The organism is Salinisphaera sp. Q1T1-3 (assembly GCF_003602005.1).
Classification (GTDB): domain Bacteria; phylum Pseudomonadota; class Gammaproteobacteria; order Nevskiales; family Salinisphaeraceae; genus Salinisphaera.
In genome coordinates this window covers 1-22,300 of sequence record NZ_QZWD01000006.1, presented here as the reverse complement: position 1 = coordinate 22,300, position 22,300 = coordinate 1, and the positions used below count along the sequence as shown (strand labels likewise).

Below are 22,300 nucleotides of genomic sequence, written 5' to 3'. Positions count from 1 at the left end.
GATGTCGATTCCGTACGCGATTCAAGCGAACAACATAGCCAAGACCGTCACCAGCGGCCACCAGACACTGACGATTCTTGAGGCGCTGGATCTCGCAGTGGCCGTCGGCGAAAGACTGGCCATCGTGGGGACCTCCGGCTCGGGCAAATCGAGCCTGCTGGCGCTGTTGGCCGGCCTGGATGTGCCGAGTGCCGGCACCATCACCCTGCTCGGCCGCGATCTCGCCGGCCTGGACGAGGACGCGCGCGCGGCCTGGCGAGCCGGGCGTGTCGGCTTCGTCTTCCAGTCCTTCCAGTTGCTCGACGGCCTGTCGGCACAAGAGAACGTGATGCTGGCCCTGGAGCTGGCCGGCACGGCCCGCCCGGCCGCACGCGAAAGAGCCGCTACCCTGCTCGCCGACGTCGGCCTGACCGCCCGCGCCGGACATACCCCGCGCCAGCTCTCCGGCGGGGAGCAACAGCGCGTGGCCCTGGCCCGGGCCTTTGCCTGTCAGCCGGATCTGTTGTTCGCCGACGAACCGACCGGCAACCTCGACCGGGCGACCGGCGAACAGGTCATCGAGCGACTGTTCGCGATGAACACTGCCCATGGCACAACGCTGGTGCTGGTGACCCACGACGACACGCTGGCCGCGCGCTGCGATCGATGTCTGCGGCTCGTCGACGGACGCCTGGTCGCCGATCATGCCTAACCCCGCCCGACCGGGCCTGCGGCTGGCCGCCCGCGATGCCCGGCGCGCCCTGACCGGTCCCGGCGCGGCTCGCCTGTTGGTGGCGGCCCTGATCGTCGCCGTTGCCGCCGTCACGGCCGTGACCCGGCTGACCGATCGCGTGGACGCCGCCGTGGTGGCCCAGGCCGCCACCACGCTCGGCGCCGACCTGGTGCTGGCCTCGGACGCCCCGCCCTCATCGGCACAGACCCGCCTGCTGGCTGGATCGAACCTCGACACCGCGACACGCGTACAGATGAACACTGCGCTGGCCGCGGGCGATCGCCTGTTGCGGGTTTCCCTGTCCGCGGTATCGCCGCACTATCCGCTGGCCGGGGCGATCACGCTCGAACGCGATGGCCGAACGATCGACGTCGACCACGGACCGGCGCGCGGCACGGTCTGGATCGCCCCGGCGGCGGCAGCACGGCTGAACGTCGGCCTCGGCGACCGGTTGGCCGTGGGCGATACCACGTTGACCGTCGCCGCCCTCGTCACCGCAAGCCCCGGCGGCGGCTCGGCCCTGTTCGACACAGCCCCGAGCGTGCTCATGGCCACGGCCGATCTGGCCCCCACCGGCCTGACCGGCCCGGGCGCCCGGCTCGATCACGACACCCTCATCGGCGGCCCACCGACAGCGATCGCCGCGGTACGCGCGCAGCTGGCACCGACGCTTGCGCCCGGCGAGCGTCTCGTCGATCCTCGATCGGCCAATCGCGGGTTGGCGGCGGCGATGGACAAGGCCGCGGTCTTTCTCAACCTGGCCGCCCTGGCTGCGGTGGTCTTGGCCGGTGTGGCGATTGCCCTGTGCGCAACCCGGCACGCCGCAGCCCAGCGTGATGCCATCGCGCTCTACAAGACGCTCGGTGCCGCACGCGGCGTGCTTCGTCGCCTGTTGGCCACCCAGCTCGCCCTGCTCGGTGCGGTCGGGCTCGTCGCCGGCTGGCTGCTGGGCGAGACCGTCGCCTACGGGCTGATTCGCGTGATCGACACATTGTTCACGATCGCCCTGCCGGCCGGGCATTGGTGGGCGAGCTGGCCGGCGATCGGCACGGCCGTGGTGCTGATCGCAGGCTTTGCCTGGCCGGCCCAGCGCACGGCGCTGGCCACGCCGCCGGCGCGTGTCCTGGCACGCAGCAACGACCCGGGCACGACCCGTCGCTGGCCTATCCATGGCGCCGCGATTGCGAGCGTCGCCGTCATGGCGGCGGCGGCGACCGGCGACATCGCGCTCACCGGCTGGGTGCTCGCCGGCCTCGCTGGCGCGGCCGCGGCCTTCGCACTCATCGCCTGGGCCCTGCTGGCGATACTGGCCCGACTGCGTCAACGCCTGGACGTGCGTCTGCCGGGCGCACTGCGACTCGGGCTCGACGGCGTGCTGCGTCGCCGGGCGACGGTGATGGTCCAGTGTGTGGCCGTGGCCCTCGGGCTGACGGTGCTGTTCGTGCTCGTCGTCGTCCGGGGCGACCTGCTGGCCGGCTGGCAGACCCGGATCGCCCAGGATGCACCGAACCGTTTCGTGATCAACGTCAATACCGACCAGCGCGGCGGCATTGCCGATCTTTTGCACGAACACGGCATCAATACGCCCACGTTCTACCCGATCGTGCGGGCGCGGCTGACGGCCGTGAACGGCCAGACACTGGACCGGGACGCCGCCCTCAGAAAACAGGCTGGCCGGCTGGCCGAGCGCGCCTTGAATCTGTCCTGGACCAACCAACTGAAGGCCGACAACCGGATCGTGGCCGGCCATTGGTGGGCAGAACACCAGACCGCGGCCGACCACGGCCCGATCAAGACCTCGATTGCCGAGTCGGTGGCGCGCCGGCTCGATATCGGCGTGGGGGATCGGCTGGCCTTCGATGTCGCCGGCCAGGCCTTGACGCTAGAGATCACGAGTATCCGCTCGATCGACTGGTCCAGCCTGCAACCGAATTTCTTCGTGCTGGTCCCGCCCGGCGGGCTCGACGGCTACCCGGTGCGCTGGATCACCAGCTTCTATCTGCCGCCCGGCAAGGAAGCCGCTCTGGCCGCGCTGGTTCGTGCCTATCCCAACCTCAACGTCATCGATATCACGGCGCTGCTCGCCCGGGTGCAGACCCTGGTCGATCGCGTGACGTTGGCCGTGGAACTCGTCTTCGGCTTCACGTTGGCGGCTGGGCTGGTGGTGCTGGCAGCAGCCATGGGCGTGCATCGCGAGACACGCCGTCGCGAAGCCGCGGTCCTGCGGGCGCTCGGGGCGACATCGGCCCGGTTGCGCCGCGCGGCCTGGAGCGAATGTCTGGTCATCGGCGCGATCACCGCCGGCTCGGCAGCGCTGGCGGCCCGGCTCGCCGCCGGGCTGATCGCCCATTATGCGTTGCACGTCGATTACGCTTCTCGACTCGGCGTCTGGCTGCTGGCCGTCGTCATCGCCGTGGGGCTGATCGCAGCCGCGGGCGTCGCCGCCCTCGGCGATGTCCGACGCCAGCCGGCCTGGCAGGCCTTGCGCGGCGGCAGCTGAACGGCCGCCGCGCCAGGGCGTGTTAACACTTCGCACGTGACCGCGTTGCCGCCCCTCAGGCGGCCCGGCGTGACGCCGCGGTCTTTGCGCCGGCGCCGCGGCCCATCGGCTTGGCGTCGTACTCGCCGGACCGGAAAAGCCAGAGCCGCATCCGATATTCCCAGTTGAAGCCGGGATAAAGCGTCGTGTTCTTGCCGGAATCCGTCAGATACCAGCTGGTGCAACCCGACGTCCACGATGTGTGCTTCATGCGTTTCTGGATACCGCGATTGAAGCGATCCTGAACTGTCTTCTTTACCGCCAGCCACTTGAGCCTGTGGCGTGCCATGTGGCCGATGGCCTTGGCGATGTATTCCATCTGCATTTCGGTGAACGCCAGGACCGAGGTATGGCTCGGCCCGGTGTTCGGGCCCATCAGGAAGAACAGGTTCGGGAAACCGGCCACCGCCACGCCCTTGTAGGCCTCGGCGCCGTCCTCCCATTGGGTGTTGAGATCGCGCCCGCCCAGCCCCTGGACCGGAAACGGCGCGGCTTTGGTAGGCACCTTGAAACCGGTCGCACAGACGATCGCATCGACCTCGATCTCGCGCCCGTCCCGGGTCACGATGCCGTTGGCGGTGATTCGTGCCGGCCCGTCGGCGATCAGCTCGGCGTTGTCAGCCTGGATCGCCGGATACCAGTCGTTGGAGATGAGAATCCGCTTGCAGCCGATCGCGTAGCCGGGTGTCACGGTCTGGCGCATCGTCGGGTCCGGCACCTGCTTGCGCATGTGGCTCTTGGCGATCCTCGTCGCGCGCTTCTTGAAGAACGGACGATCGGAAATGATGAACGGCGCGAACAGCTCGCTCATCCAGTAGATCCGAAAACGCCGCTTGTGCAGCTGGAACGGGTGCTCGGCATATTCAGCCTGTTCCTTGTCCGGAATCGGCCGATCGGGCTTGGGCATGATCCAGCTGGGCGTGCGCTGGAAGACCGTCATCCGCGCCGCGGCTTTCTGAATCTCGGGGACCACCTGGATCGCCGAGGCGCCGGAACCGATCACCGCGACGCGCTTGCCGGCCAGATCGTAATTGTCGTCCCACGCGGCGGTATGCATGAGTTTGCCCTGAAACGTCTCCAGCCCCTCGATACGCGGATAGGCCGGATCCGACAACGCCCCGACCGCCGAGATCACCACGCGCGCGGTCAGCGCTTCGCCGGTATCGGTCATCGCATGCCAGCGGCCCTCGGTCTCATCGAACCAGGCCCGTGTGATCGTCGTGTTGAAGCGGATATGACGATAGAGATCGTACTTGGCCGCCGTGCGCTTGATGTAGTCGAAAATCTCCGGCTGCTGACCGAACGCGCGCGACCAGTTCGGGTTCTGCTCGAACGAGAACGAATACAGGTGCGAGGCCACATCGCAGGCCGCTCCGGGATAGTGATTGTCCCGCCAGGTACCGCCGACCTCGGCGGCACGCTCGATAATGGTGACATCGTCGATGCCCGCTTCCTTGAGCTGGATGGCCATGCCGAGCCCGGAAAAACCGGCGCCGACGATGACGATATCCATGTCGGTATCGATGCGCTGGCGCGCCAGTGGATTGAGCCTGGAAAGCGTGCTGATGGCAGCCATGACGAACTCCGTCGCATAAAGAGCGGGCGGCATATCGGCCGCATTTCTGAAAATAGCAATCTTCGGATTATCTGACAATAACACTTGTCAGATCGATCAGTATGCCGATGTTTTGTCCTGGCTCCACAATCAGGTTAACGTATCGATAATTATTCGCATCCAGGACATGGTCGATCCGCGATGCATCCCGAGTGCTTTCACGACAACCTGAGCTTTGCCCGCACGCTGTTCGTCATCCAGCCCGACGAACCGGCCGGGGCCTCGCCGTCCGCAGCACTTGCCGATGCCACCGCGATCACGCCGATGCTGTCCTGCTACAGCCGCTCCTGCGGGGCCTGTGAACCGCGTGCCGTGGCATCGCAGTGGTCCAAGTTCGTGTTCGCGCGGCTGGTCATCCCCTCGCTCGTGCTGCAGTGCTGTCTCGATCGGGCGATCGATTTCCGAACCGCGCCCTGGGCGTTCACGCGGGGCGAGGACGGCACGCCAGCCGGTTTCGTCTTCGCCGCCGATCCGCTGGGACCGGTGGGCACGGGGCATGATTATTCGTCGCTCATCGACGATGCAATCTCGCCGGTCATCGGCGCGCTCTGTGCCGGCGCCGGCCTGGCCAGGCGTGTCTATGCATCGAATGCCTCGATGTACTTCGCCTGGGCACTCGAACAGCTTGAAGGCCAGCGACGCGGCCAGCGACATGCGCTTGCCGCGGCCCGGGACCTGGTCGAGAGCGCTGCGCGCCCGGACGGTGGCTTCAACCCGTTTCATGCCCCGTTCAAGACGCTCCCGCAGGGCTGCTGCGACGGCAACGGCGAACCGGCGAGCGAGTGTCGACGCCTGTGCTGCGTGCGCGATCTGGATGCCTGCTGGGGGCTTTGCTCGAATTGTCCGCGTGCGGTCAAACGCGAGCCGGCTTGCGCACTCGCCGATCAGGCATGACGCTTGGCGCGCCCGTCCCGGCCGCGCCGCCCACAGCCCCGACCGAAGCCCATGGATCTACTGCGCCTGGTGATGCGCGAGTATCGACTCGCCTTTTCTGCCGTGATGCTCGCCAGCCTGGCCAACGCGGCTCTGGGCATCGGTGTCATCGCCTTCATCAACCAGCGCCTGATCGAGCGCGGCGACGCCACGCTGGCCGCCCTGCCCGAATTCTTTGGATTGATCCTGCTGCTGCTCGTGGTCGCCCTGGGCGCCCAGCTCGGCCTGACCACGCTGGGCCATTACTTCGTCTACCATCTGCGCGCGCGGCTGGTCCGCCGGATCATGGAAACCGACATCGCGCGTCTGGAGACGATCGGCTCCGCAGCGCTGTTGGCCAGCCTGTCCGCCGACGTGCGCAACGTGACCATCGCGTTCGTACGCCTGCCCGAGCTGGTACAGGGCGTCGTGCTCACGCTGGCCAGCGTGGTCTATCTCGGCTGGCTGTCGATGCCGATTCTGCTGCTGGCCGCGATCTGGATTGCGGCCACGATGGCCGTGGGCGCCTGGCTCGTACGCCGGGTGTATGCCCATCTGCACGAGGTTCGCGAATCCGAGGACGCGCTCTACGACGACTACGAGACGATCATTCACGGGCGCAAGGAACTGGCGCTCAACCGTCAGCGCGCGGCGGATATCTACGAACGCCGCTTCCGAGGCGATGCCCTGGCCTATCGGCATCACATCATCCGCGCGGACACCTATCATCTGTCGGCCAGCAACTGGACGAACATCATGATGCTGGGGGCGATCGGCCTGGTCTTCTTTCTGGCCAACGGGCTGGCATGGGCCTCCAATGCCACCGCGGCCACCTTCGCGCTGACGCTGTTGTTCCTGCGTACGCCGATGATTTCGGCCGTCGGCGCATTGCCGACACTGCTCAACGCCCAGGTGGCCTTCAACAAACTGGCAGCACTCGAACTTGCCCCCTATCGTGCCGATTTCGACACGACACCCGAGACAGTCGACTGGCAACGTATCGCCCTGGCAGAGGCGACGTTCGTCTACGACGCCGATGACGATAACGGCTTTGCCATCGGCCCGATCGATTTCACGCTCGAGCGCGGTGAACTGGTCTTCATCATCGGCGGCAACGGGTCCGGCAAGACCACCTTCGCGCGATTGCTGGCAGGTCTCTCTGCGCCGGGCGGCGGTCGGCTCATGCTCGACGACACCGACGTCACCGCCGATCGAGCCCGTATACGTCGTCTCTTCTCGGCCGTGTTCACCGATTTTCATCTGTTCGACCGCCTGCTCGGCGCCGACGGCGATCGGGCCGATGACGCCTTCATCGATCATTGGTGTCAGCGTTTGCAGCTCGACGGCAAGCTCTCACGCGAAGGCGCGACTCTGCTCGATACCCGTCTGTCGCAGGGCCAGCGCAAGCGCGTGGCCATGCTCACGGCGCTGGCCGAGCGTCGCGATATTCTCTTGCTCGACGAATGGGCCGCCGACCAGGACCCGATCTTCCGCCGCGTGTTCTATCACGAGCTGCTGCCGGCGTTTCGCGACATGGGGCATACCGTGGTCGCGATCAGCCACGACGATACCTATTTCGCCGCGGCCGACCGTCTGCTGGAAATGCGCGCCGGCTGCCTCGTCGAGCTGACGGGCGACGCCCGTCATGCCGCCAGCCAGGACGCCGTGGCGCGAATCAGCTGACCGGTTTATGCCCAGCCGTCACCGCGTCGGCTGCCCAGGCCTGCATGCCCGATACCGGCATCGAATCGCGGCGCATGCGACAGGCCCACCCGGAAATGATCGCCTCATCCCAAGCCACATCGGTTGGCGTCGTGAGGCGCGCCAACGGTCGTTGTTGACCGATCATGCCTGCTGAATGATACTAAGAATAATTCGCATTTAGGGGGATGGATATCATGGGGCATCAATGGTTTCTTGCCGGCCGATCGCGGTTCGACCTGCGTTTCCCGCTGCTGATCGGCACGGTCTGCGGGTTGAGCCTGAGTTCGGTGCCGAACGCCGTTGCTGCCCCTGATACGCCACCCCGGCCAGCGGCGACCCGTGACAACATGACCGCCTCGGCTGGCGATGCCGCCACCACGCCCAACACGCGACTGGAGAGCATCGATGTGGTCGGGCAACTGCTTGAAAGCGCCACCGCCCCGGTCGATGGCTATGTTGCCAAGCGCAACCGCTCGGCCACCAAGACCGATACCCCGTTGATTCGTGTCCCCCAGGCGGTGACCACGATCACGGCCGATCAGATCGAGGCTCAGAACGCGACCAGCCTGAGCCAGGTCCTACGCTACAGCAGCGGCGGCGTGCCCGAGCTACGCGGGGCGGGCCAGAATCGCTATGATCTGTTCAACCTGCGCGGTTTCAGCCCGGATCTCTATCTCAACGGCCTGCGTCTGGGCGGTTATTTCTACACCATCCCCCGCGTTGATCCATTTCTGCTCGAGCGGGTCGATATCCTCAAAGGCCCCGCCTCGGTACTCTACGGCCAGACGCCGCCGGGCGGCGTGGTCAATCTCGTATCCAAGCGACCGTCGAAAGATGCCGTCAATCAGGTCTTTGTCCAGGGCGGTGACGACGGGCGCGTGCGCGGCGGTTTCGATCTGAACGGCCAGGCCGACGCCGACGGCAACGTGCGTTATCGCGTCGTGGGCGTGGGCGGACGCCAGGACGGTCTGCGAGCGACACCGGACACCTCGACGTTTTCCATCGCGCCGTCGGTGACCTTTGATATCTCCGATGCCACCGAACTGACGGTCATGGCCGAGTATCGCAACGACCCGGAGGTCGGCTCCCCCGGCGGCCTGCCCTACGCCGGCACGGTCAACCCAAGGGATGACGGCTCGCGTATCCCACGCGGGTTCTTCGTCGGCGACCGCGGGTTCGACAGCTTCTACCGCCGACAGAAACAGATCGGCACCGAGTTCTCCCATCGCTTCAACGAGCATGTCGAGTTCCGACAGAATCTGCGTTATCTGCAGAGCGAGGTGCAGTATCACAGCGTCTACGCCCGCGGCTATGCCGATCCGGCCACCCAGCGCGCGCTGACCCGCGGGTCGGTCGTCTCGGACGAGTCGCTGGACAGCATCGCGGTCGACAACCAACTGCTGCTGACCTTCGATACCGGCCCGCTCGGCCATACCGTGCTTGCCGGCATGGACTACCAGAACCTCAACGCCAATCGACAATACGGTTACGGCAGCGCCGCGACGGCCACGACCCCGTCGTCGCTCCCGCCGACGCTCTCGCTCGACGATCCGGATTACCACCAGCGCATCGTCTATCCGTCGACCCAGCACTACGGTTTCGACCAGGACCAGCTCGGCTACTATCTCCAGGACCAGATCGCGCTCGGCAACCTCGTACTCATCGGCGGCGGCCGCTACGACCGGATCCAGACCGCGCAGACGATCTACGACACCAACGACCATCAAGACCGGGTCGACTATTCGGCCACCGTGCGGGCCGGCGCGCTTTATGCTTTCGACTTCGGCCTGTCGCCGTATTTCAGCTATACCGAGTCGTTCCAACCGCCGAGCACCGACGGTGTCTCGCCCAACGTGCGCGAACCGACGCAGGGCAACCAGTACGAAATCGGCGTGAAATACCAGCCGAACGGCATCGATGCCCTGATCACCGCGTCCCTGTTCAAGATTCGCCAGAAGAATGTCACCGGCGACACGCTGCCCGACGGCACGGTGACCCAGACCGGCGAAGTCGAGGTCAAGGGCGCCGAGATCGAAGCCAAGGCCAGCCTTGCCGCCGGCCTCGATCTGTCACTGGCCGGCACCTATCTGGATTCCGAGATCACGCGCTCGGACGAAGGCAATCGCGGCAACGAACTCAACCAAACGCCGACCTACACCGGCTCGGTCTGGCTCGACTACACCCAACCGACCGGTCGGCTCCAGGGCCTGGGCGGCGGTTTCGGCGTGCGCTATGTCGGCACCCAGCCGATCGGCAACGCCAACACGGCGGAAGTGCCGGACTACACCGTCTTCGACGGCACGGTGCATTACACGCTCGGCGCCCTGTCGCAACGCCTGAAAGGCTGGCGCGTCGCGGTCAACATGCAGAACATGTTCGACAAGCGCTACGTCGCCTCTTGCCTGTCTGCCGAGACCTTCTGCTACTACGGCGCCGAACGCCGGACCACCGCGAGCGTGAGTTACCGCTGGCAATAAACCGGCGCACTCCAGAGCGGCCCGCCACACCGGGCCGCCCCTTGCGGTACTTGACCGCGCCAACTGCCGATATTGCGCCAACTTGTCGCGCAAGCCGATCGGTCGCGGGCGAAACGCGGCTGCATGACAGACGGGCTCTTGTCCGTGCGACTGGCGCCGTCGCCGGTCTTGGGCCCAATCCGAATGAACGCCGGGCTCTCGGGCCTGCCTTCGTCCGGAAACTCGTGCATTCGCACGCGGCGCCAGCCCAAGCGCGGTACCGCTATCGTGTCCGTAGCGCGCTTGTTTTACCGGTTGCCGCCCGGCGGCGGGCTCGCTATTAACCCGGCATAAAAATAGATGATTCTTCGGGTTGATAACGCGCGTGTGCGAAAGCACGCGCGCCACGGCCAACGGCCGTGAAGCCATTGAAAATAAAAAGACGGACAAGTGCCGGCGTTTATCTTTCGATGGCGTTGAAAACAGCTGACGTCGTCAGCTGTTTTGGTGCCGGATTAATAATCTGCCGACATGGGTGCCCGAATCCTCATCGTGCTGATTCTGACCTGGCAGGCCGCCTTGGCCCCGACGGCCATGGCCACCATGCCTTTCGACCAGCACGAGGTTTCGAATGCAACGCTGTCTGCAAGGGCCGCTACGAGCATCGATCATGCAGCCCCCGCGGCCAGCGATACATCCGGCCTACCCTGCTGCAATCCGGCCAGTCATTGTTCGCCGCCCGGCCTGCCGAGCATGGCGTCTACCGGCACGTCCCTACGTGCCGCGGTCCCGGGGCCACGATCAATGACGGCGCCATTGCAAACCGGTTTCCACACGACACCGTATCGTCCGCCGTCTCGCCGGCCGGTCTGAACCGACCGCCCGGCCGGCGCTGAACGCGCCGCCGTTCTCTTGATCGCGCCGGCATGTGCTGCGGCACGTGCCGGCACACGCGCACGAGACATCTCCATGACCATTTCCAAGACCGCGTCGGCCACGATCAGGGCCGGCGCAGGCCTGGCCGCGCCTGGCGAGACCGAGGCGGACTATTCGAGCAGCCATCTCGGAGCTGCCGATGCCTGCGAGTCGATTGCCCGCGCTTTCAATCAATCACACCGCGCCATCTCTCCGGACGCCAGTAATGTCGGACGTGGCGAGACGCCCCTTTTTCACGCTCATCGCCGAGCGCGCGTGCCCTATGACTGCCGTCGTGAGGAAGCCCCCGCATGACAAACGATACGCTCGACACAGGGCGCCGGCGGCTGCTGCGCGGTCTCGGTGCTTCTGTCGCTCTGACCGGCCTCGCGAGTCTGCTGCCCGCTTATGCGCGCACCGCCCGCGCCCCGCGTATGCCCCATCTGTCACCTGCCGCTGCGACGGTCGGCGCCGGGCAGCCGCGCGAGTGGTCTTCGACCTGCATATCCGGCGCCAGCGGATTCACATTGCCGGCGCAAAAGCCTCGGCCATCACCCTCAACGGCAGCACGCCTGGCCCCTTGATCGAGCTCTGGGAAGGCCAGACGGCGCGCCTACGCGTCCACAATCATCTCGATGAGACGAGTTCTATCCACTGGCACGGTCTCCTGTTGCCGTTCCAGAAGGATGGGTACTCGGTGTGGCGTTTCCCGGCATCCCGGCCGGTGAAACCTTCGAGGCGGCCTTTCCGCTGCGTCAAGCCGGTACTTACTGGTATCACAGCCATTCCGGTTTTCAGGAGCAGATCGGCCAGACCGGCCCACTGGTCGTTCACCCGGCAGGCGGCGAACGCCATCCAGCCGAACGCGAGTATGTGCTCGTGCTGAACGACTGGAGCTTCGGGGAGATCGGTCTGGCCACTATGTTCTTCCCAGATAAAGATGTCGGGCAGCGTCTGTCGCCGTGCAACACACGCGCACCGAGTCAGACTGCCGGGGCATGTGAACCGCTCTCCGGGCAGAGCGCCTGCCCCGAGCAGACACGACAATGCTCCTTTCGGCACCGCCCATGCTTGATCGACATCGCCGATTCACGCGTTTCAGCCAACACAGACCCAGGCTGTGACCCACGTCCGGCAACGCACAACGATGACACCGAGCCGCCCCGCCGCCGGCTGCGTTTCACATCGGGCGCTTCGGACCACGTCATGGCGTTTCAGCTGGCACGCCGGGACTACCGGCCAGCCGATTTTGATCGTATTCGGCGCGCGGCCGTCAGAGTCGTCGCAGACGCCACATGAAATAGCTGCCGCCAATCAGGGTGGCGACCAGGCCGGCCGGTATCTCGTTCGGGAAGATGACCTGTCGACCCACCCAGTCGGCCGCGATCATCAACAAGGCGCCAAACACCATGGCGCCGGCCATGTGTGGCCGGGCACGGGCCAATCCGGACAGGCGCGCCAGATGAGGCGCCAGCAGGCCGACGAACGACAGCGGCCCGACGATCAGCGTGGCCGCCGCCGTGAGCACGGCCACCAGGCCAAGCAACACCACCCGGCTGACCGTCACATGCAGACCCAGCGCACGCGAGACCAGCTCACCGAGTGGCAGAACGTCGAGCCAGCGACCCAGCGGCCATGCCAACGCCACCAGCACCAGGCCGACGCTAGAAATCACGATCGCCGTGTGCATGTCGACGAAATAGGTCGATCCCGAAACCCAGGCGAGCATCGACTGGGTCCGCGGATCGTTGCCGGCCAACACGATTCGCTGAATGGCATCGAAGGCGAACATGACGGCGATACCGGTCAACAGCAGCTGCTCCGGCTCGAAGCCCGAGCGGGCGTTGATGGCGATCAGCACCACGAGCGTGGTCAGCGCGCCACCGGTCCCGGCGCCGAGCAGCGCCAGTGTCCCCGCGCCCGGCACGAACCAGATCAGGGCCAGCAACCCCATGCCGGTGCCGGCGCTCACGCCCAGGACTTCCGGGCTGGCCATCGGATTGCCCGAGACCCGCTGGATGAGCGTTCCGGCCAGCGCCAGCAGCATTCCGGCCATGCCGGCCGCGAGCACGCGGGGCGCCCGCCAGTGACCGGTCTCTGCCCAGGGCAGCGCGAACGGGGCATTCCAGCCGTGCGCATCGCGCCCGGCGAACAGCGCAATGATGATCATCACCAGTGTGGCGACCACGGCGAAGCCGATGAGCCGCCACGGGGCGTTGCGACGCGGTATGGGCGGCGGCGCATTCGTGTTCGGCGAGCGCGCGTTCATCGACAGCCGCGGCACCAGCCAGAGCAACAACGGCGCGCCGAGCGCTGCCGTGGTCGCCCCCGTGGGAATCAGGGCCGCATTGCGCCCGGCGATGAGCTGCAGCGCGAGATCGGTCAGGGTCAGCAGCAACGCCCCGAACAGCGGCGACCAGATCAGCCGGGCCTTGAGCGTACGCGCACCGGCCAGACGCACGATCGCCGGCGAGGCCAGGCCGATGAAGCCGATCAATCCGAGCCGCGAGACGATACTGGCCGTGACGAACACGGCCAGCCCCAGGCTGACCGTCCGCAGCCAGAGCATCGACACGCCCAGATTGCGGGCGTTGACCTCGTCCAGATCCAGCAAGGCCAGCGATCGCGACAGAATACCGGCGCCGAGCGCGACGATGACGAGACACGGGGCCAGATGCACCACGTCCGACCAGTTCTGCTGTGCCAGGGAGCCGGCGCCCCAGATCATCAGGCCATGCAGGCTTTCCTGATTGAACAGGATCAGCGCCAGCGATACCGCCCCGAGATAAAGATTGACCACCAGCCCGGCCAACACCAGGACCGTGGGCGCCAATCCCCGTCGCCAGGCCAGCGCGAACACCAATGCCACCGCGAGCGCGCCGCCAATGAAGGCGATCAGACCGCGCCCGTAGATCAACAGGCCGGGGGCGAATAGAGTCGCCACCAGCAGCAGGGCCTGGGCACCGGTCGCCACGCCGAGTGTCGTCGGCGAGGCCAGCGGATTACGCAGCGTCTGCTGCATCAAAACACCGGCCAGCGCCAGCCCGGCGCCGGCGATGAGCGCTACGACCAGTCGCGGCAACCAGCTGAAATAGACCAGAACCGATGTGATGTCGTCGGCGCCCGGCCCGGCCCAGATCGCCTGCAGGTTGCCCTCGGTGGTCGCCCGCAGCGCCGCGACCGCCAACACCACGACCGGCAGCCCCAGAAACCCGCACAGGCGGGCGGGCGTGATACGAGGTCGGCGATTCATGCCCCGGCCGCCTTCACAGGCCATCCCGGGCCACTGGCCGGCGCTTCACGCAGCGCATGGCTGATCAGACGCGCAAAGCGCGTGGCCGACGGCAGTCCGCCAAAGCTCCAGACCTGCGGTATGTAGAGCACCGGTGCATCCTTGACGATCGGCAGACTCTGCCAGACGCGGCTGTTCTTGATCTGTTCCGCGATCCCGACCGGTATCGGCCCGACCACGACCATCTGGCCGGTCTTGATCTCGGCCAGTCGCGAGATCGGCACGTAGGAAAATCCCCAGGGTGTCGTTTCGCCCTGCCAGGCACTGGTCAGGCCCATGCGTTGCATCGTGGCCTGGATCAGGCTGCCCTGGCCGTAGACCCGCACGTGCTGCGGGCCAGAAAACTGGAGGACCAGCAACGGCTTGGTCGACGACGGCAGCTGATCGGCAGCCTTGCGCACATCAGACTCGACGCGGGCGATCAATGCCTGTGCCGCAGCCGACCGATGGGCGATCTGGCCAAGCCGTTTCACGGCATCGACGGTGTTGGTCCAGACATCGCCCGGCTGGCCGTAGGTATCGACGCTGGTCACCGGCGCAATCTGCTTCAGCCGCGGGCCCGCCGGCGCATAAAACCGGGTGATCAGAATCCGGTCGGGGTCGAGCTGATCGAGCAACTCCAGATTCGGCTGTGCCCGATTGCCCAGATTGCACGTGCCCTTCGGCAGCGGCGGATCCGCTACCCAGGTGGCATAGCCGGCCGTCTGGCCCACGGCGATCGGCGACACGCCCATGGCGACCAGATTCTGAGCGATTCCCCAATCCAGCGTGGCCAGTCTCGGGGTCGGGGGACTCGCGTCATCGGTCGTGTCACGCGACGCTGCCGACGCCTGGGCCGCCAGACCGAACAGGGCCAGTACCAGACCGACGAGCGCGACGATGCCGGGCCCGCGCCGGCACAGGCCTGCAACCGGGGCGTACGTCACTGTACGACAGCGATAGGATGCTGATCCGTCGGATGCGCCATCACGCTCATGCGGATGCCGTAGATGGATTCGAGGGTGGCGTCCTGCATGAGCTCACGCGGGGTGCCCTGGGCCAGCAGCCGACCGTCGCGTAGTGCCACGAGCTCGTCGCAGTAGCGCGACACCATGTTCACGTCGTGCAGCACGATGATCACGCCCACGCCGAGATCGCTGCACAGCCGGCGAATGAGGGACAACGTATCCACCTGATGCGCGATATCCAGCGCCGAGAGCGGCTCATCGAGCAACAGGAACCGGCTGCCCTGGGCCAGCAGCATGGCCAGCCAGACCCGCTGGCGTTCACCGCCGGACAGCGTATCGACCATCCGGTCGGCGAACTGCTCGGTCTGGGTGCGCTCCAGCGCGCGACCCACTTCGGCCTTGTCCTTCTTGGACATGCGTCCGAGCAGGCCATGCCAGGGATAGCGCCCGAAGGCGACGAGCTCGCGCACCGTCAGACTGGCCGCGCTGGGCAGATGCTGGGGCAGATAGGCCACGTTGCGCGCGAACTCGCGATGCCCCCACGTATCCACGGCACGGCCGTTGAGACAGACTTCGCCGCAGCTGGCGCACTGCTGACGCGCCAGCAGCTTCAACAACGTGGACTTGCCCGACCCGTTGTGTCCGATCAGCCCGTAGACCTTGCCTTCACTGAAGCGCAGGTCGGATGCCTCGAGCAGGCAGCGCCCCTGCACTTCGAAACGGCAGGCATTGACTTCGAACATGACGGCTCCGGATGCGCTAGCCGCGCACCGTGTATGACGGACCGAGAATAAGCCAGATACGAATGAGTATCAATGAGAGCGAATCGCGATATCCCCGCACCGTCGCCCGTTGCCGACGGGCGACACCGCGAAAGCACAGCGGACAGCGGACAGCGCGTGTCAGGTCGCGTAACCTGTCGATCATTGCACCTTCCACCTATATCAGACGGAGCCCGTCATGTTCGAGCGCATCCGCCAATTCATCGGCGCGAGCGACCGAGACGATCCCCGTGCCCCCTACCTGTCCGAAGACACCCCCATGATCGATCATCACGCTGCTCGTACCGCACAGACTGACGGCGCCGTCCTCATCGACGTGCGCGAGGTCGATGAATGGCAGGCCGGCCATATTGCCGCGGCGCGTCATATCTCGCTGCCGCTGCTGGCCAGCGACCCCGAGATCGATCTGCCGCTGGATCAACCGATCGTCACCTATTGCAAGGTCGGCGCACGGGCCGAGCGCGCGGCCGAGATCCTGCGGGCCTGCGGGTATGAAGACGTCCGTGCCATGGGCGGCGGCTATGCCGACTGGGCCGCGGCCGGCTACCCGGTCGAATAGACCCCGCCTGTGGCCCCCCGGCGCCATATTCGGTAATGTCGAGACGCCGGGGCGTGCGCATGCGTTGACGTTATCGACCACGACGCGGATATTGTGCGCGTCGCCGCGCCGGCGTCGAGCTCAGGGCGTCGACGAAACAAACCGACCGGGCACGTGCGATGCCCGATCGCATCACCCGATCAGCCGGATAGAGGTCCGATGCCTGCTGTCATTGACGCCGTCGAATACATGCTGCCGGCGCGCACCGAATCGATCGAAGAGATCGCCGCGCGCTTTCCGAACTGGCCACTTGAGCGCATCGCTGAAAAAACCGGCATCCGCGCGCGCCATGTCGCCTCGGACGACGAGTGCGCCTCGGACTTCGGCGTCATCGCTGCCGAACGGCTGATCGAAAAGGCCGGCGTGGCCCGCGAGGAGATCGATTACCTGATCTTCACCACCCAGACGCCGGATTACCTGGCCCCGACCACGGCCTGCCTGGTCCAGCAACGGCTGGGGCTGCCCACCCATATCGGTGCGCTGGACATCAACCTGGGCTGTTCCGGCTATATCTATGCACTCGGCGTGGCCAAGGCGTTGATCGAGTCCGGCCAGGCCAAGCGTCTATTGCTCATCACCGCCGATACCTACTCGAAGTTCGTCCACCCCGGCGACAAGAGCGTGCGCGCCCTGTTCGGCGATGCAGCCGCAGCGACCCTGCTGACCGATCGCGAAGCCGACGGCGAGCCGCGGATCGGCCCGTTCGTCTACGGCACCGACGGCCGGGGCGCGCAAGATCTCATCGTGCCGACCTCGGGCATGCGCAGGCGCAGTGCCCGGGCCGAGGCCGAGGAATACACCGATCGCCACGGCAACGTCCGCTCGGACAACAACATCTTCATGAACGGTCGGGCCGTGGTCGAATTCACGCTGCGCGAAGTGCCCCGCGCCGTGCATGAGACCTGCGAGAAAGCCGGCATCACGCTCGACGATGTCGATGCCGTCGTACCGCACCAGGCCAGCGCCATGGTGCTCGACGGTATTCGCGAGCGACTCAAACTGCCCGAAGAAAAATTCGTGGTCTGCATGGAGGATATCGGCAACACCGTCTCCTGCAGCGTGCCGATCGCGCTCAAGCGCGCCGTGCTGTCCGGCCAGATCAAGCCGGGCGCACTGGTCCTGCTGGTCGGCTTCGGCGTCGGGCTGTCCTGGGGTGCCACGCTCGTGCGCCTGCCCGCCGATTTTCTGATGAGTCCGCAGGACTGAGCCACATCGCTTAAAAAAACAGGCCGCATACGCGGTCGAACAACGACAGGCCAATACCGATCGAAGGACACCGGCAGTCGATTACGCGGGCCGGCTGCCGCTTGTCCGCCGACTCGAAGATTCGCGGCGGCGGTGCCGTGGCGACCTGTCCCGCAGCGACCGGTCCAACGAGGGCCGATCGATCGCAGATCGATGCCGGCACGGCGAGCCTTCATCGAGACACGCCACGATCCGACGGCTCGCGCCGGACATCGGACACGCGTGCGAGATCTCAAGCTGTCCCAGGCCCTTTCAACCCGATCCGCGCGGGTCGGGTTGCTGCCCAAAATCATGATCCGGCAAGGCGCGCAGGGCGCGATTTCGGGCGCGACCCGACGGGACGGCGGTCATTTCTTGCGCAATCCGGCGTTGTCGTTCGCGACGCCAGAGTGACGGCCGTACACGTCCGTAGTCTTGTCTTGCAAAAAAATGAGCGCCGGCGCCGCGCACGCGGGACATATTAACCGGCCCTAGTCGAAATTGACCGTGGCGGAGAGTTTGAACGTTCGCGGCTCGCCCTGGGACAGATACCCGCCCTGCGCCGATGCCCAGTAGTCCGAATCGGCAACGTTGTCGACGTTGGCTCGCCATACGATATTGCGGGCATCGTTCGGCCCCAAGGGCATCCTGTACCGCACGCCGAGATCCACCCGGGTCCAGCCATCGACCTTCAGATCGTTGGTTGCATCGGCATATTGCTTACCCGACCGGATGACACGGCCGTTGAGATGCCACCGCGGCGCCCCCGGTAGCTGGTAGTCACCGCCCAGCACAAGCCGATAATCGGGAACCCCGACGGCAGTGCGCCCATCGGTGGCCGGATTGTTGGTATCGACTTGATCGGCGTCGATATACGTGGCGCTGGCATTGATGGTCAAAAGCTCGGTCGGCTTGCCGTAAACGTTGAGCTCGACACCGCGATTGCGTTGGTCGCCAAAGTAACCGTAGATGCCGTTGTCGTTGATATACCCCTGAGGCTGGCGGATCTGATACAGGGACAGACTGCCGCCCATGGTCCCGAAATCGAGCTTGCCGCCGACCTCGTACTGGGAGGAGTCGACCAAGCCAACCACTTCACCGACGTTGGCAGCCCCCGACGGCGCCGCGTCACCTGGTTGAAGTCCTTCGATGTGGTTGGCGTACAAGGAGGCCCACGAGGTCGGCTTGTAAACGATACCGTAGGCCGGCGAGACGTCGTGTCCGCGTATGGCCCCGCCCGACGGCTCGCCCTCATAGGTGTAATTGAAGACGTGATTCGCCTGATAACGCGCGCCGGCAGTCACCAATACACGATCGCCGAAAAAGCCGAGCGTGTCGGAGAACGACCAACCGCTCGAACGCACCCGATTGCGCACGTTCGGGTCATCCAGATCCCCGCCTTCAAAAAGCGTCGGCAGATAACCGATGTTCCGCGGCTCGTAGATATTGGTATCGACCGTGTCCGACAGCGTGTAGGCCGTATCGGAGCGCTGATAATAGCCCGAGTAGCCGAGAGCAATCCGATGACTGATCGCCCCGGTATCGAAAGCGCCGCGAAGCCCCGCCTGCCCGGTAAAGGCATGGGTCTCGTACGGTACGCCAAGGCGGGATACCGTGGCATCTCCATTCAGATTGGTGACGGTTGGCGAGCCATACTGCCCGTCTTCCTTGCCGTGGTTGGCGCCCACTGCCGCATACGCGGTCCAGTGATTCGTGATATCGAATTCGCCCCGCAGCATGCCGAATTCGTTTTCCAGTTCAGAGGAGTTGAACGACGGTGCATAGTTCGTCGAGGCGTCGGGCGGCGCTGGAATTTCATTGCCCGTCAACCCGCTCGTGTAGACCACCGAACGACCGTGCTTGATGTGCTGGCGCTGATACCCGAAGTCGAACGACAGACGAGCTCGCTCGCCTCGATAATCGAGCCCCAGGCCAACGGATGTATCCCCGAGATTTGCGCCATCGATCGCGGTATCGCCTTTCTCGTGCCGTACGTTGAGTCGGGCGCCGAATTGTTTGTCGTCACCGAACCGCTGGCCCAGATCAAACGACTGGATGAAGCGGGCATCGGATGCATAGCCCAGCGTGAACTGCCGCGTCGGCTGATCTTCAGCACGCTTGGGCTCGAGATTGACCTGGCCACCGACACCACTACCCGTCGGCGATACCCCATTGGTGAACGCGTTGGCGCCGAGAAACAGTTCGACACGATTGACGAAATTGGTTTGCACGATCTGGCGCGGCAAGACCCCGTAAAGGCCACCAAAAGACAGATCGTCGCCGGCCAAGCGAAACCCGCGCACAAGAAAAATCTGGGCAAAATTGCCGAAGCCGAACGCCTGCTGCACAGAAGCGTTGTTCAGAAGGACATCGCCAACCGTCGAGGCCTGCTGGTTCTTGATCAGCTGATCGGTATAGCTGATCACGGAAAACGGCACATTTGCCGCGTCTTTCTCGCCAAGCGCACCAATGCGCCCGCCGGTCGCCACCTGGCCACCGGCATACGCGGGCGGAACGGTGTTCCCACCGACAGCCTCGCCGACGACATCAATGGTGCCGAGCGTGGTGGCATCAGCGGTGCCGCGATCAGTATCCGTATCGCTTGATTCGGGCGCAGCGACCGCCCCGTCCGCGCGCGCAACGTCCGGTGCCGGTACCGGCGCGGTATTGTCCTGGGCCCACGCACTTGTAACAGGCAAGCACAAGACAATCGCGATAACCTTCGACAGGCTCACCGACCCGCAACGCAAGCTGGTATGCGCCCCTACCTGTCCCATCATGCCTCGTCCCCTCGTATCGGCGCAGGAAGGCGCCACGCGCTGACCTGCAGCGCGTCAAAATCGAGACAGAACTTTATTGCAAATACTTCTCATTTGCAATACGCGCATGCGACAGGCAGCATCCCTGAGCTCTTTACCGGACGAGCACCTCGATGGCCGCGCGCGCGCCCTGCTCGTGCAGTCGCGCCAGTGTTTCCTTGTAGGCCGCCACGAAACGCGGCTCGTCGACGAGATCGCCGAACACCTCACGGTTCTCAATGAACGCCGTCGGGTTTTCGCGGTTGCGCGCCGCGATCGTCTTCAGATCGTCGGCGAGGCGGTCGACGATTTCGATCGGCTCGCCGGCTTCATCAGTGCCTTCGGCATAGCGTGCCCAGCTCGCCACGACCGCCGCACTGCGCTTGATCTCACCGCCGGCCGCCAGCTGTTCGCGGATGACCGGCAACAACCATTTCGGGATGCGATCGGAAGATTCGGCACACAACCGTGCCAGGGTGTCGCGAATCTCCGGGTTGGAGAAGCGCGCGATCAGGGTCTTCTTGTAATCCTCGAGATCCACGCCCGGCACCGGTGACAGCGTGGGCTGGCCCTCGTGTGTCATGTAGGCCATCAAAAAGTCGGCGAACAGCTTGTCCTGGCAGACTTCGTGGGCATAGCGATAGCCGGCCAGATAACCGAAATAGGTCAATGCCTGATGACTCGCGTTGAGCAGGCGCAGCTTCATCAGCTCATAGGGCATGACGTCATCGACGATCTGGACGCCGACCTCTTCATACGGCGGCCGACCGAGATTGAAGTGATCTTCCAGTACCCACTGGGTGAACGGCTCGCAGACCACCGGCCAGGCGTCATCGATGGCGAACCGCTCGCGTACCTCGGCCCGGTCCCCATCGGTGGTCACCGGGGTGATGCGATCAACCATGGAATTCGGGAAGTGGACGTTGTCGACGATCCAGGCCCCGAGCTCGGCGTCCTTGGCCTCGGCAAAGGCCGTGAACATCTTCCTGGCGACATCACCGTTGCCCTGGATGTTATCGCAGGACATCAGCGTGAACGGGGGGACGCCCCGGTCCCGTCGCCGCCGCAGCGCCTCCGTGACCAGACCGAAGGTAGTCTTCGGCGCCGCGCCATCGGCCAGATCGTGGGCCACGTCGGCGTTGTCGAAATCGAATTCGCCGGTGACGTGATGGAAGTTATAGCCGCCCTCGGTGATCGTGAGCGAGACGATGCGCGTGGTTTCGGCCGCCATCGTCTCGAGCACGTCCTCGACATCATCCGGCGCGAACTTGTAATCGACGATCGAGCCGACCACACGCGGCTCGTAGGTCCCGTCGGCATGCTTGAGAACCAGCGTATACAGTCCGTCCTGGGCGGCCATGACATCGGCCATGCGCTTGTCGCTCGGCATGACGCCGACGCCGCAGATCCCCCAGTCCAGAGCCTTGCCGTCGTTCATCAGCGCATCGAGATACATGGCCTGATGGGCGCGATGGAATCCTCCGACACCGAAATGCACGATGCCGGTCGTGACCTGGCTTCGGTCGTAGTCCGGCGTGGCTACGCGCTCGTCGAGGGTATGCAGGGTCTTGTCATTCAGTGCAGGCATGGCGGACTCTCTCGTGCGAAAGACAACGACGGCACGCCGGGCGCCACCGCCGTCGCAAAATCATCAGCGGTTCAGGCAGCGCCGCGATCGGCAGCCGCGATATCGATGCCGACCAGCGCCTTCTCGTCGTTCGTATCGAACAGATAGAGCTTGTCGGCCGCGCAGCCCAGCGTGACGCTCTCACCCATCGCCACCGACTGGTGCGGCGCGATCTGGGC

14 protein-coding genes and 1 pseudogene are annotated in these 22,300 nt (G+C 65.3%); 9 read left to right on the top strand and 6 right to left on the bottom strand.

Going from position 1 to position 22,300, the window contains the following annotated elements; all coding sequences use genetic code 11:
- Position 1 precedes the first annotated feature (1 nt).
- Together D3260_RS07275 and D3260_RS07270 are read left to right on the top strand one after the other, a co-directional pair.
- Entirely contained in the window at positions 2–691 is a 690-nt protein-coding gene (locus D3260_RS07275) for an ABC transporter ATP-binding protein (RefSeq protein ID WP_120097927.1), read from the top strand.
- Positions 684–3,212, top strand: coding sequence for an ABC transporter permease (locus D3260_RS07270; RefSeq protein ID WP_120097926.1), 2,529 nt, complete (start codon positions 684–686; stop codon positions 3,210–3,212). The genes D3260_RS07275 and D3260_RS07270 overlap by 8 nt, the downstream gene beginning before the upstream one ends.
- A gap of 55 nt (positions 3,213–3,267) precedes the next feature.
- Here D3260_RS07270 and D3260_RS07265 read toward each other — a convergent pair whose 3' ends face one another.
- A complete protein-coding gene (locus D3260_RS07265) occupies positions 3,268–4,827 on the bottom strand; it encodes an NAD(P)/FAD-dependent oxidoreductase (protein WP_120098066.1) in 1,560 nt (519 codons plus the stop codon).
- A 180-nt stretch (positions 4,828–5,007) separates the two neighbouring features.
- Between D3260_RS07265 and fhuF the strand changes: the two genes are divergently transcribed.
- The 5 genes and pseudogenes from fhuF to D3260_RS18065 all read left to right on the top strand — a co-directional run bounded on the left by fhuF (position 5,008) and on the right by D3260_RS18065 (position 12,152).
- Positions 5,008–5,760, top strand: coding sequence for a siderophore-iron reductase FhuF (gene fhuF / locus D3260_RS07260; RefSeq protein WP_120097925.1), 753 nt, complete (start codon positions 5,008–5,010; stop codon positions 5,758–5,760).
- A gap of 51 nt (positions 5,761–5,811) precedes the next feature.
- Entirely contained in the window at positions 5,812–7,461 is a 1,650-nt protein-coding gene (locus D3260_RS07255) for a multidrug ABC transporter permease/ATP-binding protein (RefSeq protein WP_120097924.1), read from the top strand.
- Between the two features lie 215 nt (positions 7,462–7,676).
- Positions 7,677–9,959: a TonB-dependent siderophore receptor gene (locus D3260_RS07250; RefSeq protein ID WP_158583430.1), complete on the top strand. Its 2,283-nt coding sequence runs from the start codon at positions 7,677–7,679 to the stop codon at positions 9,957–9,959.
- A gap of 948 nt (positions 9,960–10,907) precedes the next feature.
- Complete coding sequence (locus tag D3260_RS17235; RefSeq protein ID WP_147418125.1) at positions 10,908–11,168, top strand: hypothetical protein; 261 nt, start codon at positions 10,908–10,910, stop codon at positions 11,166–11,168.
- Positions 11,080–12,152 (top strand): annotated as a pseudogene (locus tag D3260_RS18065) (multicopper oxidase domain-containing protein). Before D3260_RS17235 ends, D3260_RS18065 begins: the two are co-directional and overlap by 89 nt.
- Here D3260_RS18065 and fhuB read toward each other — a convergent pair.
- Genes fhuB through D3260_RS07230 form a run of 3 tightly spaced genes read right to left on the bottom strand, consistent with a single transcriptional unit; the run spans position 12,127 to position 15,835 of the window.
- Positions 12,127–14,106 (bottom strand): Fe(3+)-hydroxamate ABC transporter permease FhuB, encoded by a 1,980-nt coding sequence (fhuB, locus tag D3260_RS07240; RefSeq protein WP_120098065.1) that lies wholly within the window; start codon positions 14,104–14,106, stop codon positions 12,127–12,129. The pseudogene D3260_RS18065 and the gene fhuB overlap by 26 nt on opposite strands.
- Positions 14,103–15,071, bottom strand: a complete 969-nt coding sequence (locus D3260_RS07235; RefSeq protein WP_120097922.1) for an iron-siderophore ABC transporter substrate-binding protein — start codon at positions 15,069–15,071, stop codon at positions 14,103–14,105. The genes fhuB and D3260_RS07235 overlap by 4 nt, the downstream gene beginning before the upstream one ends.
- Positions 15,068–15,835 (bottom strand): ABC transporter ATP-binding protein, encoded by a 768-nt coding sequence (locus D3260_RS07230; RefSeq protein ID WP_120097921.1) that lies wholly within the window; start codon positions 15,833–15,835, stop codon positions 15,068–15,070. Before D3260_RS07230 ends, D3260_RS07235 begins: the two co-directional genes overlap by 4 nt.
- 217 nt (positions 15,836–16,052) lie before the next feature.
- Between D3260_RS07230 and D3260_RS07225 the strand changes: the two genes are divergently transcribed.
- Complete coding sequence (locus D3260_RS07225) at positions 16,053–16,433, top strand: rhodanese-like domain-containing protein (protein ID WP_120097920.1); 381 nt, start codon at positions 16,053–16,055, stop codon at positions 16,431–16,433.
- A gap of 198 nt (positions 16,434–16,631) precedes the next feature.
- Complete coding sequence (locus tag D3260_RS07220) at positions 16,632–17,678, top strand: 3-oxoacyl-ACP synthase III family protein (RefSeq protein ID WP_120097919.1); 1,047 nt, start codon at positions 16,632–16,634, stop codon at positions 17,676–17,678.
- 509 nt (positions 17,679–18,187) lie between these two features.
- Here D3260_RS07220 and D3260_RS07205 read toward each other — a convergent pair.
- The gene (locus D3260_RS07205) at positions 18,188–20,473 is read right to left on the bottom strand and encodes a TonB-dependent siderophore receptor (protein ID WP_233543999.1); all 2,286 of its coding nucleotides are present in this window, start codon (positions 20,471–20,473) and stop codon (positions 18,188–18,190) included.
- A 136-nt stretch (positions 20,474–20,609) separates the two neighbouring features.
- Positions 20,610–22,082 carry a mannitol dehydrogenase family protein gene (locus tag D3260_RS07200; RefSeq protein ID WP_120097915.1) on the bottom strand — a complete coding sequence of 491 codons (1,473 nt, stop codon included), beginning with the start codon at positions 22,080–22,082 and terminating at the stop codon, positions 20,610–20,612.
- Positions 22,083–22,300: the final 218 nt, after the last annotated feature.

Coding starts and splice junctions, on each gene's coding strand:
- D3260_RS07275 (WP_120097927.1), top strand. CDS start 2: ATGTCGATTCCGTACGCGATTCAAGCGAACAACATAGCCAAGACCGTC.
- D3260_RS07270 (WP_120097926.1), top strand. CDS start 684: ATGCCTAACCCCGCCCGACCGGGCCTGCGGCTGGCCGCCCGCGATGCC.
- D3260_RS07265 (WP_120098066.1), bottom strand. CDS start 4,827: ATGGCTGCCATCAGCACGCTTTCCAGGCTCAATCCACTGGCGCGCCAG.
- fhuF (WP_120097925.1), top strand. CDS start 5,008: ATGCATCCCGAGTGCTTTCACGACAACCTGAGCTTTGCCCGCACGCTG.
- D3260_RS07255 (WP_120097924.1), top strand. CDS start 5,812: ATGGATCTACTGCGCCTGGTGATGCGCGAGTATCGACTCGCCTTTTCT.
- D3260_RS07250 (WP_158583430.1), top strand. CDS start 7,677: ATGGGGCATCAATGGTTTCTTGCCGGCCGATCGCGGTTCGACCTGCGT.
- D3260_RS17235 (WP_147418125.1), top strand. CDS start 10,908: ATGACCATTTCCAAGACCGCGTCGGCCACGATCAGGGCCGGCGCAGGC.
- fhuB (WP_120098065.1), bottom strand. CDS start 14,106: ATGAATCGCCGACCTCGTATCACGCCCGCCCGCCTGTGCGGGTTTCTG.
- D3260_RS07230 (WP_120097921.1), bottom strand. CDS start 15,835: ATGTTCGAAGTCAATGCCTGCCGTTTCGAAGTGCAGGGGCGCTGCCTG.
- D3260_RS07225 (WP_120097920.1), top strand. CDS start 16,053: ATGTTCGAGCGCATCCGCCAATTCATCGGCGCGAGCGACCGAGACGAT.
- D3260_RS07220 (WP_120097919.1), top strand. CDS start 16,632: ATGCCTGCTGTCATTGACGCCGTCGAATACATGCTGCCGGCGCGCACC.
- D3260_RS07205 (WP_233543999.1), bottom strand. CDS start 20,473: ATGGGACAGGTAGGGGCGCATACCAGCTTGCGTTGCGGGTCGGTGAGC.
- D3260_RS07200 (WP_120097915.1), bottom strand. CDS start 22,082: ATGCCTGCACTGAATGACAAGACCCTGCATACCCTCGACGAGCGCGTA.